15 protein-coding genes are annotated in these 14,172 nt (G+C 64.3%); 12 read left to right on the forward strand and 3 right to left on the reverse strand.

Features of this window, described 5'->3' with window-relative positions; all coding sequences use genetic code 11:
- The 5 genes from G365_RS24040 to G365_RS0100025 form a co-directional block, all read left to right on the forward strand.
- A partial coding sequence (locus tag G365_RS24040; RefSeq protein ID WP_043741054.1) for a phage tail protein occupies positions 1-1,312 on the forward strand: 1,312 nt, incomplete at its 5' end.
- A gap of 142 nt (positions 1,313-1,454) precedes the next feature.
- Positions 1,455-3,548, forward strand: coding sequence for a phage tail protein (locus G365_RS22510; RefSeq protein WP_155976062.1), 2,094 nt, complete (start codon positions 1,455-1,457; stop codon positions 3,546-3,548).
- 147 nt (positions 3,549-3,695) lie between these two features.
- Complete coding sequence (locus G365_RS19635) at positions 3,696-3,941, forward strand: hypothetical protein (protein ID WP_019643440.1); 246 nt, start codon at positions 3,696-3,698, stop codon at positions 3,939-3,941.
- A complete protein-coding gene (locus G365_RS0100020) occupies positions 3,929-4,339 on the forward strand; it encodes a M15 family metallopeptidase (RefSeq protein ID WP_019643441.1) in 411 nt (136 codons plus the stop codon). Before G365_RS19635 ends, G365_RS0100020 begins: the two co-directional genes overlap by 13 nt.
- Positions 4,339-4,740, forward strand: a complete 402-nt coding sequence (locus G365_RS0100025; protein ID WP_019643442.1) for a 3TM-type holin — start codon at positions 4,339-4,341, stop codon at positions 4,738-4,740. The genes G365_RS0100020 and G365_RS0100025 overlap by 1 nt, the downstream gene beginning before the upstream one ends.
- 105 nt (positions 4,741-4,845) lie before the next feature.
- Here the strand turns inward: G365_RS0100025 and G365_RS0100030 are convergent, their stop codons facing one another.
- A complete protein-coding gene (locus G365_RS0100030) occupies positions 4,846-5,769 on the reverse strand; it encodes a LysR substrate-binding domain-containing protein (RefSeq protein ID WP_019643443.1) in 924 nt (307 codons plus the stop codon).
- 251 nt (positions 5,770-6,020) lie between these two features.
- On the opposite strand from G365_RS0100030, the gene G365_RS0100035 reads away from it, so the two are divergent.
- From G365_RS0100035 to G365_RS0100060, 6 genes are all read left to right on the forward strand, one after another.
- Positions 6,021-6,890 carry a transporter substrate-binding domain-containing protein gene (locus G365_RS0100035; RefSeq protein ID WP_019643444.1) on the forward strand — a complete coding sequence of 290 codons (870 nt, stop codon included), beginning with the start codon at positions 6,021-6,023 and terminating at the stop codon, positions 6,888-6,890.
- A gap of 24 nt (positions 6,891-6,914) precedes the next feature.
- On the forward strand, positions 6,915-7,613 hold the full coding sequence (locus tag G365_RS0100040; RefSeq protein ID WP_019643445.1) for an aspartate/glutamate racemase family protein: 699 nt from the start codon (positions 6,915-6,917) through the stop codon (positions 7,611-7,613).
- Between the two features lies 1 nt (position 7,614).
- The gene (locus G365_RS0100045) at positions 7,615-8,274 is read left to right on the forward strand and encodes an amino acid ABC transporter permease (RefSeq protein ID WP_019643446.1); all 660 of its coding nucleotides are present in this window, start codon (positions 7,615-7,617) and stop codon (positions 8,272-8,274) included.
- A gap of 52 nt (positions 8,275-8,326) precedes the next feature.
- Positions 8,327-9,097 (forward strand): amino acid ABC transporter ATP-binding protein, encoded by a 771-nt coding sequence (locus tag G365_RS0100050; protein ID WP_019643447.1) that lies wholly within the window; start codon positions 8,327-8,329, stop codon positions 9,095-9,097.
- Positions 9,098-9,270: 173 nt separating this feature from the next.
- Complete coding sequence (locus tag G365_RS0100055; protein ID WP_019643448.1) at positions 9,271-10,530, forward strand: NAD(P)/FAD-dependent oxidoreductase; 1,260 nt, start codon at positions 9,271-9,273, stop codon at positions 10,528-10,530.
- Positions 10,531-10,642: 112 nt separating this feature from the next.
- Positions 10,643-12,403: a thiamine pyrophosphate-binding protein gene (locus G365_RS0100060; RefSeq protein ID WP_019643449.1), complete on the forward strand. Its 1,761-nt coding sequence runs from the start codon at positions 10,643-10,645 to the stop codon at positions 12,401-12,403.
- A 176-nt stretch (positions 12,404-12,579) separates the two neighbouring features.
- Here G365_RS0100060 and G365_RS0100065 read toward each other — a convergent pair whose 3' ends face one another.
- Entirely contained in the window at positions 12,580-12,828 is a 249-nt protein-coding gene (locus G365_RS0100065; protein WP_019643450.1) for a hypothetical protein, read from the reverse strand.
- Between the two features lie 166 nt (positions 12,829-12,994).
- Between G365_RS0100065 and G365_RS23685 the strand changes: the two genes are divergently transcribed.
- Positions 12,995-13,234: a hypothetical protein gene (locus tag G365_RS23685; RefSeq protein WP_155976064.1), complete on the forward strand. Its 240-nt coding sequence runs from the start codon at positions 12,995-12,997 to the stop codon at positions 13,232-13,234.
- A gap of 460 nt (positions 13,235-13,694) precedes the next feature.
- Here the strand turns inward: G365_RS23685 and G365_RS19640 are convergent, their stop codons facing one another.
- Positions 13,695-13,973, reverse strand: a complete 279-nt coding sequence (locus G365_RS19640; protein WP_019643452.1) for a transposase — start codon at positions 13,971-13,973, stop codon at positions 13,695-13,697.
- Positions 13,974-14,172: the final 199 nt, after the last annotated feature.

A 14,172-nucleotide genomic window follows, 5' to 3' on the forward strand; every position in this document is an offset into this window, starting at 1 on the left:
GGTGGGGGAGCCGTTCCGGCTGACCGTCAAGAAAACCGATAACACCGCGAATGTGGTATCGGTGGTTGCCAGTGGCACCGATACGCTGGATGGCGGCACCGCGCCGCTGCGGCTGCGGGTGCAGCAGGGCGGGGCGCGGCTGGACAGTGACATAGACCCCAGCCCGGATAACTGGGTCAGCCAGTCTTTCGGGCTGGCGGTCGGCGATGCCACCCCGGTCGGGGCGGAGATGTGGTTTGCCGGAACCACCCCGCCGCCGGGCTGGCTGGTGGAAAACGGGGCGCTGCTGTCGCGGGCGATTTACCCCGATCTGTGGGCGCATGCGAACGCCTCGGGGATGCTGGTGACGGAGGCCAACTGGCAAAACGGGCCAACCAACCGCGCCAGCTTTTCCAACGGGGACGGCAGCACCACCTTCCGCCTGCCGGATCTGACCACCGATGGCCTGTTCATCCGGGCGCAGCCTGCAACCGCCCCCAACTTCGGGCGGCGGCAGGAGGACGCGTTTCAGGCGTTCCAGATGGTTAACAGTTTGGATTCATCGCTTAAGCTCACCAATAACGGGCTTGAGGGGCTGGGGGCCAGCCCCACATCGGCACCGGGGGCGGGGCGTGTCCACGTAACCAATGGCGCGGCGGTCCCGCTGAATTCACTGATTCCGGGGGAGTACAACGGAAACGGCACACCGCGCACCGCCAGCGAAACCCGCCCCAAAAACGCCGGGCGCCTGCCGATCATCAAGGCGTTCTCGGTGCCGGTCGATAGCAAAAGTATTGACGTGACGGCGCTGGCGGCGCAGGTGGCGACAGCCCGGCGCAGGCTGCTGACCGTCACCGATACTCTCGTCATGGTGCTCCCGTCAGGATACGCCCGATACCATATCGACTTTGACAAGGTGCTGGCGTCGGTGAGCGGCGCTCACCTGTTCCTGCAAGTGTCGTCAGATGGCGGGGCAACGTGGGCGACCGGGGCAGCCTATAAAAGCACCCGCATTGCGACAGGCACCAATTCCCCTTCCGGGGTCAGTGCAGCCAACAGTGACGCCACAACGGCCATCACTTTGGGCGCTGATATGGGAAGCGCCGGACCACAGTACGCGTGGAAGGGGGGTATCGGCCTGTCAGCGCTGGTCACGGCAGGGGCATCCAGCGGCCTTATTGTGCAGTTCTCTGCCGCAGGGCTGTCGAATGGCGGGTATCTGACAACCAATCATGGATCAGGCTGGTATGCGGCGGCAGCCGTCAACGCCGTGCGCATCATCGCCTCCTCCGGCACCCTGACCGGGACCGCAGTGCTGTACGGAGAGCCGTAAGGCGCTGGGCCGATAAGCGGTTCTGGGGGGCCTCTTTCTCTCTTTCTGACTCTCTGATCTTTCCGATTGCTTGACGCTAAATGCGATTTTTTGGCGAAACGGGAGATTTGCGGCATTCTGAATAACCAAATTGGAGAATTTGATGATGAAAGTAACCAATAACGTTTCTGTGAAGACCTATTTCGGCAACGGTACCACCACGGTGTGGCCGTTTTCGTTTTCGGTCGGGGATGTCTGTGATCTCTCTCTGATCGTGACCGCTGCGGATGGCACCGAGACCCCTGTGGGGCCGTCGGAATACCGGGTGCAGCAGCTGGATTGCACCCCGGGCGGCACCATCACCTATCCGCTGTCCGGTCCGGCACTGATGGCCGGGCAGATTCTGACCCTGCTGTACCGTCAGCCGGTCGCCTGCGAAGAGGAAGAGACCTGTCATCCGGATCACCCGCATCATGATCACTGCGTGCAGATGGATCTTTCCGATTCTGCCGGCATGTCGTTAACCCTGCCGCCCCTGGCACAGCTGGCCGGAAAATCGCTGAAGTTTGACGCCACTGTCGGTCTGGTGCCGACCCGTCACGATTGCGACCACCAGTCGGCTGGTGCTGCTGCGGCCAGTGCTGCCGCTGCGGCCACCAGCGCGGCCTTCTCTGCTGCCAGCGCCGCATCGTCTGCTGCTGACCGTGGCCGTGCGGAAGCTGCCGCCGAGACCGCCGTGTCTGCCCGTGATGCGGCGCAGGCCAGCGCCGCATCGTCTGCTGCCGACCGTGGCCGTGCGGAAACGGCTGCCCAGACCGCCGTGTCTGCCCGTGATGCGGCGCAGGCCAGCGCCGCGACTGCGGCCAGCATCGCGGCCAGCATCGGGCAGGAAATGGTCGAAGTGGTGACCACCAACCGCACTGCCGTGTCTGCCGACCGTGACAAGGTGTTTGCGGTCAATGCCGCTGCCGGGCCGGTGACGATCACCCTGCCGACGATCGCCAGTGTCGGCGAGCCGTTCCGTCTGACTGTCAAGAAGATTGACGGCACTGCCAATGCTGTGTCGGTTTCCGTCAGCGGGACTGATACGCTGGATGGTGGCACTGCTCCGCTGCTGCTGCGGTCTGAGCAGGGGGGGGTCCGCCTGAACAGCGACATCGACGCCAGCCCGGATAACTGGGTCAGCCAGTCGTTTGGCCTGCCGGTCGGGGATGCGACCCCGATTGGTGCGGAAATGTGGTTTGCCGGAACCACCCCGCCTGCCGGCTGGGTGATTGAGAACGGCGCGCTGCTGTCGCGTGCGGTTTATCCGGGCCTGTGGGCGTTTGCCCAGTCGTCGGGCATGCTGATCAGCGATACCGCCTGGTCCGGCACCCCGGCCAACCGGTCGAAGTTTTCCAGCGGGGACGGCAGCACCACCTTCCGCCTGCCGGATCTGACCACCGATGGCCTGTTCATCCGGGCGCAGGCAGCCGATGCCCCTGACTTCGGGCGGCGGCAGGAAGATGAGCTGAAAAGCCACGGCCACGATGTCCTTACCCGCGATGGCTCCGGTGGTCTTCCCGGGGGCAGACCGATCGGCTGGGCGGGCAGCGGGGCTAATGCCGGGACAGCGAACGCAGGGGCTGCGACCGCGACCGGCGGTACCGAAACCCGCCCGAAAAACGCCGGGCGTCTGCCGATTATCAAGGCGTTCTCGGTGCCGGTGGATGCCAGCACCCTCGACACGGTGGCGCTGGCGGCGCAGGTGACGACTCTTCTCAACACCACCCGCCGCAAGCTGCTGACCGTCACCGATACGCTGGTGCTGCCGCTGCCTGCCGGGTACAGCCGGTTCCGGGTTGAGCTGGAAAATGTGCTGTCTGCCACCAGTGCTGTCAGTCTGCTGCTTCAGGTCTCTGCTGACGGCGGGGCGACGTGGGCGGGAAGCGGCTATAAGCTGGTGCGGATCGGCAGCAGCAGCGTGTCTTCCGCTCTGGTGGCCACCAACGCTGACAGCGCATCAGCCCTGACTCTGCTGGAGAATATGGCTGGCGCAGGTGGGCCGCAGGTTGCCGTTAACGGTCAGATTGACCTGACGCTCCTGCCCACTGCCGGGATCAACGCCCGCTTTGTTATGTCCGGTCTGTTGGTCGGCGGGTACATCGCGCACAACACCGGCTCGGGCCGGTATGCGTCGGCAGAAGTCAACGCGGTGCGCATCATCGCCTCCTCCGGCACCCTGACCGGTACCGCCGTGCTGTACGGCGAGCCGTGATCTGCCGGGCCGAATGACCGTCGGTCATCTGCCGGTCATTCGGGCTTCTAGCACACAGACTGTCGGGGCGTCGTGGCCGGGCTTTGCTCCGGGCGCGGCGCCCTTTTCTGACCGCCCCCTTTCCGGGGTATCAGACGGAGAGCCGTGATGACCATCACCGCAGGCGACATTGCCGCCACCACCACCGCCTCGGCAGCGATGTCAGCGCCGTGGTGGCTGACCCACCTGCCCGAGATTGCCGCGATTATCGTGGCCCCGGTCGGGGTGCTGATCGCGCTGTTTACGCTGGCGATCAAATGGAACGAATGGAAGGTTTCGCGGGTCCGCGCCCGCGAAGCCGCGATTGAAGAGCGTCACCTGGATGAAGAGGAGAGCGCGAAATGCCTGCCCTGAATGACCGTTCCCTGAATGGGCGTTCTTTTGCCCGCCTCAGCGGGGTTCACCCCGATCTGGTGCGGGTGATCACCGCCGCTGCGGCGACGTATGAGCAGCAATACCCCGGCTGCAATGTTGAGGTATCAGAGGGGCTGCGCACCCCGGCCCGTCAGGCCGAGCTGGTGAAGGCCGGGGCCAGCCAGACCCAGAACAGCCGCCACCTGACCGGCCACGCGGTTGACCTGTACGTGGCGGTCAACGGCGAAGCGCGGTGGGACTGGCCGCTGTTCTCGCGCCTTGCCGCCGTGGTGAAGGCCGAGGCGGCCAAGGCCGGGGTCATGCTGGAATGGGGCGGCGACTGGAAGACCCTGAAAGACGGCCCGCACTTCCAGCTGTCCCGCAAGGGGTATCCGTGATGGTGCCGCTGATCGCGGCGCTGGTGCCGGTGCTGGGCAGTGTGCTGGACCGGCTGATCCCCGACAGCGCCGAAGCCGCGAAGGCGAAGGCGGAACTGGAGCTGCGGCTGGTTGATGCCGCCAATCAGGCGGCACTGGCACAGGTGGAGGTGAACAAGACGGAAGCCGCGACCGGCAGCCTGTTCATCGGCGGCTGGCGACCGTTTATCGGCTGGGTGTGCGGGGCGGCGCTGGCGGCGCAGTATGTGGCCGGGCCGCTGCTGGAATGGGCCGCCGCCGCCGCCGGGCACCCGGTGCCGCCGCTGCCCAAGCTGGATGACATGCTGTGGGAGCTGATCCTCGCCATGCTCGGCGTTGCCGGGCTGCGCACCGTGGAGAAAATGCGCGGCGTGGCGCGGTGAGGGGGAAGAGGGGAGAGAACGCCGTTAAGGCAGGCAGACCCCGGGGGAAACTCCGGGGTCTGTTGCTTTTCGGGCCTGCTGTTCTGTTCAGGCCTGCTGTTCTGTTCAGGAAGAGGCCGCTGCCGGGCTGCCGGTCTGGCGCAGGCTGAGTGTCTGGCGCAGCAGCCAGTCGCGCATCAGGATGATGTTGGCCTGATGGGCTTTCCGTTCCGGGTAAACCGCGAAATAGGAATCCCCCGAGGCGACCGGCGGGCCGAAGGGCAGGTGGAGCAGACCCTGCTGCAGTTCTTCTTCAATAAAGCACGTTGGCACCACGGCAATGCCCAGCCCATGAATGGCGGCGTTGATCAGCATGGTGTTGTTGGCAAAGCGGTTGCCCTGAATGGTGCCGGTATAGCTGTGGCCGATCAGTTGCAGCCAGTGCAGCCACAGGGTGGACCGGCCGGCATTCTGGAGCATCGGGTACTGCCAGAAGGCCCCGGGGGCCTGCGGCTGGTCGGGCGGGATCAGGCCGGGCGAGGCAACGACGGCCAGATATTCGGGAAAAAGCTCGACCGCGCGGGCGTGCAGCCACGATCCGCCGCCGCGCAGGATTGCCAGATCAAGGCGGGTGGTTTCAAAGTCGGTCTCCGGGGTGGCGACCAGCACCTCCAGCGGAATATCGGGGTTGGCGCGGATGAAAGAGCCCAGCCGGGCAGGCAGCCATTGCGCCCCCAGCACCGGGTGAGTGCCGATCATCAGCGTGGCATCCAGCGTGCGGCCGCGCACGGCATCAATCGAGATTTCGTGCAGGCGGTCCAGCGTCAGGGCCAGATTGCGGTAATAGGTGGCGCCAACCTCGGTCAGAACCAGACGTGGGCCAGAGCGGTGAAACAGGGTAACACCAAGAAAATCCTCAAGGTTTTTGATCTGTCGGCTGATCCCGCTCTGGGTCAGGCCCAGATCATCGGCGGCCTTGGTGAAGTTCATATAACGGGCGGCAGCCTCAAACGCATGCAGGGCGGACAGAGAGGGCAGATAGCGGCGCATGGGGGGATGTCCGGGCTGGGAAGGTGTCATCATGACTAAAAGTCATGTAACAGACATTTTTCAATGTTTTAATTTCAGGGGGCTGCCCGGCCACACTGAGCCAACAGGATGATCCGCCGCAGACCGGCGAACATCATCCGGCAAATCAATTTGTTACCGTCACCCCCCGCACACGGATCTGGGAGGATACCGCAGGCCCGGTGACGGAAATCCCCGAAGACCTCACGCAGTCAGGCAGAAGAGGACCGAACATGATGAACAGGCGAGAATTTGCCGGCCTTCTCGGGCTGGCGGGCACCGGCGCGGCGGCGGCAGTGGCCGCCGGGGCGGCGGTGACGGCGGTTTCGGCCCCGGCGCTGGCGCAGCAGGCGCAGGGGTCAACCTTTGACCGCATCCGCAGCACCAAAAAGCTGAAAGTGGCCGGTATTGTCGGCACCGAGCCCTATTACCACAAAGACATCACCACCGGTGGCTGGTCCGGCTTCTGCATGAGCATGGCGCAGGATCTGGCCAAGGCGATGGAAGCCGAGCTGGAGATCAGCGAGACCACCTGGGGCAATGCGGTGATGGACCTGCAGGCGGGCAAGATCGACATCATGTTCGGCCTCAGCCCGACGCCGTCGCGGGCGCTGGTGGTGGAATTCACCCGTCCGATCATGCAGAACACCTTCACCATCATCGCCCGCCCCGGCTTTGAGCCGAAAACATGGGAAGAGATGAACCGGCCAGAGGTGCGGATTGCCGTTGATATCGGTTCCACCCACGATCTGTTTGCCCGCCGGGTGCTGCCGAAAGCCACCCTGCTGGCCCTGAAGACCCCGGATGAAGCCACGCTGTCGGTGCAGTCGGGCCGGGCCGATGCGGTGATTCAGGTGGCGATGCTGTCACTGGTGACGGTAAAGAAAAACCGCAGCGTCGGCAAGATCGTCGTACCGGGCCCGCAGATCCGTCAGCCGACCTGCGCCGGGGTGCGGGCAGAAGACAGCCCGCGCTTCCGGACCTTTGTTGATAACTGGCTGGAATTCAACCGCTCTTCCGGCGTGGTGACGGGGTGGATCACCTCCAGCCTTGAGCTGGTCGGGGTCGAAAAGCAGGACATTCCGCCTGACCTGCAGTTCTGAGGCCCGGCACCGGGGAAGGGGATTATGATGGCCGCACCGCTGGGCATCATCATGCTTGATACCACCTTCCCCCGCCCGCCGGGGGATGTCGGCAATCCGGCAAGCTGGCCGTTTCCGGTGCTGTACCGCACGGTCAGCGGTGCCACGGCCCGCCGGGTGGTCAGCGGGCAGGATGGCCCGCTGCTGGATGCCTTTGTGGCGGCGGGGGAAGATCTGCACCGGGCCGGGGCCTGTGCCGTCACCACATCCTGCGGCTTTCTGGTGCTGCGGCAACAGGCGCTGGCGGCGCGGCTGCCGCTGCCGGTTGCCACCTCCAGCCTGTTGCAGGTGGCGGCGGTGGCGGCCACCCTGCCGCTGTGCCGGCAGGTCGGGGTGATCACCTATGATGCCAGCGCCCTGACCGCCGCCCACTTTGCCGCTGCCGGGCTGACCGCGGTGCCGCCGGTGGCCGGTCTGCCCCGTGGCGGGGCCTTCCACGGTATGATTGAAGGCGGGCAGCCCTATGACCGCGCCGCACTGGGGGCAGAGCTGCGGGCTGTGGCCCGGGGGCTGATCGCCCGTGTGCCGGACATCGGGGCATTGGTGCTGGAATGCACCAATCTGCCGCCTTTTTCGGCCCTGCTGGCCGAGGATACCGGCCTGCCGGTCTACGATATTCTGACTCTGGGCCGTTGGCTGCACGCGGCGGCGACGCCCCCGGCACCGGCGGCTGAAGGGAACTGACATGCAGTATCAATGGGATTTTGGTTTTTTGCTGCAATACAAGGCGCTGATTGGCGTCGGTGTGCTGTACACGGTCGGGTTTACCATCGCCACGGCTTTGTCCGGGCTGGTGGTCGGCTGTCTGGTGGCGCTGCTGCGGCTGTCGCACCTGCGGGCGGCGACCTGGGTGGTGACCGCCTTTATCGAAATTTTCCGCTGTACGCCGGTGCTGGTACAGCTGGTGTGGTGCTATTACGCGCTGCCGATCCTGACCGGGCTGGAACTGACCCCGGCGACGGCGGCTTTTCTGACCCTGACCCTGTATGGCGCGTCTTTTTATGGCGAGATCATCCGGGGTGGGATCATCTCTGTCGATATGGGGCAGTGGGATGCCGGGCGGGCGCTGGGCATGCGGCGGTCACAGCTGATGCGCCGGGTGGTGCTGCCGCAGGCGATGCGGCGGATGGTGCCGCCGCTGGTCAACCAGACCGTGCTGCAGCTGAAGAATACGTCACTGCTGTCGGTGCTGGCGGTGCCTGATCTGCTGTATCAGGGCCAGCTGATCACCTCGGCCAGTTACCGCCCGCTGGAAACCTACACCATGATTGCGGTGATTTATTTCGCCATCCTCTTCCCGCTGACGCGGCTGGCCCACCGGCTGGAAGCCCGCCCGGGGCACTGAGGTTAACCCGCCCGGCGCAGGGTGCGCCGGGCCCGAGCGGAAGGCAGCTGCCATGTCCAACACCCGGATGATCGAGCTGGTCGGGGTGCAGAAATCCTTCGGCACCTTGCAGGTTCTCAAAGATATTTCCCTGACCGTGGAAAAGGGGGCGGTGGTCGCCCTGATCGGCCCCAGCGGGTCGGGCAAATCGACCCTGCTGCGCAGCATCAACCTGCTGACGGTGCCCAACAGCGGCTTTATCCGCGTCGGGGATCACAGCATGGATTTCTCCAGCACCCAGACGTTGCCGCGGGACCGCGATCTGGCGGCGTTCCGCGCCCGCACCGGCATGGTGTTTCAGGGGTTTAACCTGTTTCCCCACATGACGGTGGAACAGAACGTGATGGAAGGCCCGGTGACAGTGCTGCGCACCCCGAAGGCTGCGGCGCGGGATCAGGCCCGGGCGCTGCTGGCCAAGGTCGGGCTGGCCGACAAGGCAGAGATGCGCCCTGACAGCCTTTCCGGCGGGCAGAAGCAGCGGGTGGCGATTGCCCGGGCGCTGGCGATGAAGCCGGATGTCATGCTGTTTGATGAAGCGACATCGGCCCTTGACCCCGAGCTGGTGGGCGAGGTGCTGGCGGTGATCCGGTCGCTGGCGGCGGAAGGGATGACCATGCTGCTGGTGACGCACGAAATGGCCTTTGCCCGCGATGTGGCCGACCGCGTGGTGTTTATGCGCGATGGCTGCGTGGTGGAGGAAGGCCCGGCCCGGCAGGTGATCGAGCAGCCGTCGCACCCGGCGACACAGGCATTCCTCAGTCACTTTCATAATGGGCTGGCCTGACGGCCAGTTGGTTCACAACGGTCTGGCCTGACGGCGATCAGGATCGCAGTGATCTGATAAATAACATTTTTTTCAGGGCGGTGCCCCCCGGCCCGGCATGATGCCGGGCGCGGACCCCCGGGCTGTGTCCTGATCCGGCCCCCGTCGGGCAGGGTCGGAAAGGAAAGGGTAACATGCGGATAACGGTGATCGGTGCGGGTATTGTCGGGGTCTGTTGCGCGCTGGAGCTGGTGCGCGACGGCCATCAGGTGACGCTGGTTGACCCCGGCCCCCCCGGCGGGCGGCAGGCGGCCAGTTATGGGCATGGCTGCTGGATCAGCCCGGCCTCGGTGGTGCCGATGTCAATGCCGGGGCTGTGGAAACAGGTGCCGGGCTATCTGCTTAACCCGCGTGGGCCGCTGGTGATCCGCTGGCGGTTTCTGGCCCGGCTGCTGCCGTGGCTGCTGCGCTTCCTGCGGGCCGGATCGACGGTGCAGCGGGTGGAACGGACGGCGCGGGCGCTGGCGGTGCTGCTGGCCGACAGCCCGGCCCGCCATCAGGCGCTGGCGGCAGAGGCCGGGGTGCCGGACCTGATCCGGCAGGATGGCCTGTTGTATGCCTACCCCGATCGCTCTGCGTTCGAGGCGGAGGCAACGGCATGGCACCTGCGCCGCATCACCGGCCTGCGCTGGCAGGAACTGGACCGGGCGGCGCTGGAAGCGCGGGAGCCGGATCTGGCCCCGCATTACCGCTTTGGCATTCTGGCGGTGGATGGCGGCCACTGCACTGATGCCGGGGCCTATGTGGCGGCGCTGGCAGCGGCGGCGCAGGCGGGCGGGGCAACCCTGATGACAGCGGCGGCCACCGGCTTTGTGTTTTCCGGCGACCGTCTGGTGGCGGTGACCACCGATGCCGGGCGGGTTGACTGTGACCGGGCCGTGCTGGCCGGGGGGGTGTGGTCCGCCGCGCTGGCCCGGCACTGCGGCGACGGGGTGCCGCTGGAATCCGAGCGCGGATATCACAGTGTGCTGGCCACCCCGGCCGCCGGGCCGCGGTATCCGGTGATGCCCAGCGACGGGCGGATGGCCAATACGCCGACCACCGCCGGGCTGCGGCTGTCAGGTCAGGTGGAGCTGGCCTCGGTAACGGCGGCGCCTGACTGGCGGCGGGCTGACATTCTGACCGGGCATGCCGTCACCACCTATCCCGGGCTGGCGGCGGCGGGCGGGCCGGTGGCTGATGACCGCTGGATGGGCCATCGCCCGTCCACCCCCGACGGGTTGCCGGTGATTGGCTGCTCTGCCCGCAGCAAGGATGTGGTTTACGCCTTCGGGCACGGCCATGTCGGTTTTGCCAGCGGCCCCAAAACCGGGCGACTGGTGGCTGACCTGCTGGCCGGTGTGGCCGAAGACGCCGTCCTGGCCCCCTATATGGCGGCCCGCTTCCGGCGCTGACACCGCCTTTCCCGGGCCCTTTTCCCGGCCCTTTTCCTGACTGAACCGTGGATGCCCCGGCCCCTGCTGGCCGGGAAAGGCCCCCCTTTGTCTTTTTGAATGGAGTTTGACGATGCGCGGTGCGGATATTCTGGTCGAAATGCTGATCGGATATGGTGTGGAGGTGGTGTTTGGCGTGCCCGGTGACACCAATGTGCCGTTCTACGAGGCCCTGCAACGGCATGAAGGGCAGATCCGCCATGTGATGGCCCGCGATGAACGGTCAGCGGGGTATATGGCCGATGCCTACGGGCGCTTTACCAGCAAGCCGGGGGTGTTTGAATGCCCGTCGGGGGCCGGGGCGATGTATTCTCTGCCGCCGGTGGCGGAATCCAATTCCTCCTCGGTGCCGGTGATCCTGCTGACCATCGATATTCCGCTGCCCGGCGAAGGCCGGGGCGTGCTGACCGAGCTGGACTGCGCCCGCCTGTTTGAGCCGGTGACCAAACTGTCGGTGCAGGTGAAAACACCGGAAAAGCTGCCGGAAATCATCCGCCGGGCCTTCCGCGCCGCCTGCTCCGGCAAGCCGGGGGCGGTGCATCTGCAAATCCCGGAAGACATGCTGCTGGCCGAGGTCGATCCGGCCCGCGTCTCGCTGCATGTGGAAGAGGAATGCCGCACCTTCCCCGCCTATCCGACCCTGCCGGCGCCGGAGAAACTGGATACGCTGCTGGCCCTGCTGACCGCCAGCGAACGGCCCCTGATCGTCTCCGGCGGTGGGGTCAACCGTTCCTGCGCCGGGCCGGAGGTGCAGGCCCTGGCGGAACGGCTGAACATTCCGGTCTGCACCACCATGACCGGGCAGGGCACCATGCCCGATGATCACCGGCTGGCGGTCGGGGTGATCGGCGACAACGGCTTTCATCCCCATGCCAACTGGGCGCTGGAACACGCCGACTTTGTGCTGTTCATCGGCTCCCGCGTCGGGTCGGTGGTGACAATCGGCTGGACCTTCCCCAAAATCACGCTCAACAAGCGGGTGGCCCAGATCGACATCGACCCGGAGATCATGGCCAACAACTATGAAAACGTGCTGTCGGTACAGGGCGATGCCCGGCTGGTGCTGCAACAGCTGGTGGCGATGGCCGACTGCACCGCGCCGCACAGCCCGGCCCGCACGCAGGCGTGGGTTGATGACCTGAACGGGCTGCGCGCCACCTTCTGGGACAATGCGGAGGCGCTGCTGTCCAGCGAAAGCCTGCCGCTGCGGCCAGAGCGGGCGGTGCGCTGCTTCAACGAAGCGCTGGAGGCATCGGGGCAGGCGGCCCACATCTATTCCGACGCCGGAACCCCAACCCCGCACATGACCCGCTTCCTGCGCCTGAAAGACCGCCGCACCCGCTTTGCCATCCCCCGCGCCTTCGGCGGGCTGGGGTCGGCGCTGCCCGCCACCGTCGGCGCATGGTTTGCCGACAAGGGCCGCCGCCCGATCGGCATGTTCGGCGACGGATCATTCGGGATGACGGTGGGCGAGCTGGAAACACTGGTGCGCCTGAATGTCCCGGCGATCCTGCTGCTGTTCAACAACGGCACCTTCGGCTGGATCAAGGGCCTGCACCGCCTGCGCGGCCATAACCAGTGCTTCAGCGTTGACTTCACCCCGCCGCGCGGACAGGCCATTGCCGAAGCCTTCGACGTCAAGGCATGGACCGCCACCTCGGCGGCGGAGCTGGACGCGGCGCTGGCCGAAGCCTTCGCCTATACCGGCGGGCCGTGCCTGATCGACATCCACGTGGAATCCATCGCCGACCGGGTGCCGCCGGTCTATTCGTGGCTGACCAAGCGTGGCCGCGATCCGCTGTCGGTGGAGGCGGAAGAGGTCAGCTACTTCTGATCCCGCCCCGCGTCAGCACAGGGCCCGGAGGAAGACGCCGGGCCCTGTCGCTTTTGTGGGGGCTCCGCTTCTGTGGAATGATGGGGCCTTACCGTGGGGCTTTGCCCCATACCCCACCCCGTGGGGCTTTGCCCCACACCCCACAAGGAGCCTTGGGCTCCTTGACCTCATATTTTTCAAAAAAATCCGATCCGCCGATGCCGTTTTAAGAACGGATGGTTTATGGCCAGCATCCTAAACTTGAGAACCAGACCGGACCCCGGACGTCTGCCTTTCGACGGATCGGACCGCCGGACGACCTTCAACAGCAGCGGGTGAAACTGCTCGAACGGTACCGTCCGATCCAGCTTTTCCAGCGGATCCCCCTCCGCTGAAAGCGCTTCAAGGCTGTTCTCAAGATCCCAGAAACCAGCCTGACCTGTCATCTTCACCTCCCAGCATCGACAGCAGAAAGCGAATTACATATTTAGCCGAAAGGCGAGTATCCGGAGCTGTCCAGCTGTTCAAGAACGAAGTCCTTGTTGGACACGGCCCCACATTACAGCTACTAATGCGGGTGTTGTTGTGATATTCAAAATAAGGAATGGTTAAATGTCCACTATAATGATCGCAAAAGTCAAGACAATTACCAAGGGCGGTATGGATGCCGAAATTACAGGTATTGACCCCGTGGCTATGCGAGAAATAATAATAGGTACAGTTAATCAAGAAAATGTAGACTGGGATTGTTATGGAATTTGCCGAGACAATCCTGAAGAATATAATCTTAACATTGATAGGCAAGAAGTATTGGATGTTATCGCAACCGCTAAAAAACTTTGCAATTCCTGACTAAGTCGATACCATCAACGGTGATGCCCTCGGCAAAAATTTGCCACCGGCACAATTGGGTAGGCAATCATTCTACTGCCACCGCAACCTCCGAGGTTAAAATGAAGATTGAGATTGAAATCCCGGACGAACTCCCCGTCGGTCGCTTGAACTCGTATCTTAAGGGCGTTATCGACGGGCTAATGCCCGTCGCGACTAGCCATAGCCCCCTTGAGTACACTCCTGAGGGTCATGATAGCTACCGCGCAATCGGAGAAGGTGTTTCCCGTCAGATCATCGAGGCCGCGAAGGGCATCGCCAAGCGCTAAATGCTGAGGTTTCAGTCGGCTCCGGCTTCAGCTCCGGTGTCGCCTTAGAGCATTTTCAGATTGAGTGTGTGTAACCCGCTGCTTTGAAGAAATTTGCACACTGTTGTGCAGAGAAGCGCTCGATAAGTCTGCCGACCTGATCCCGCAGCGCATCATATGGTGCGCTGCGGTTCCTGCCGCAGCAGGGCTTTGAGTTTTGAAAAAGCCATCTCAATGGGGTTCATGTCGGGGGAGTATGGCGGCAGATAAAAACACTGTGCGCCCGTTGCTTTTAGGGACGCCTGAACATCCTGCGTTTTGTGTGCCGGAAGATCGTCCATGACAACGATGTCCCCCTTCCGCAGAGAAGGGCCAAGGATCTGGCGAACATAGGCAAGGAACGCCTCCCCATTCATCGGGCCGTCGAGGACAAGGGGAGCAGAGATGGACACCTCCGGAATCTGGCCGTTCTGCGTAATGTGTGATTCGCTTTCCGGTGTCTATGCCGGGAGGTGAAGATGACAGGTCCGGCGGGTTTCTGGGATCTTGAGAGCGGAGGGTGATCCGTTGGAAAAGCTGGATCCGACGGTCCCTTTCGAACAGTTCCGTCCGCGACTCCTCAAGGCTGTCCGGCGGCCTGCGGGAAGGTTA

The sequence above is a fragment of the Novispirillum itersonii subsp. itersonii ATCC 12639 genome, from assembly GCF_000381985.1.
Classification (GTDB): domain Bacteria; phylum Pseudomonadota; class Alphaproteobacteria; order Rhodospirillales; family Rhodospirillaceae; genus Novispirillum; species Novispirillum itersonii.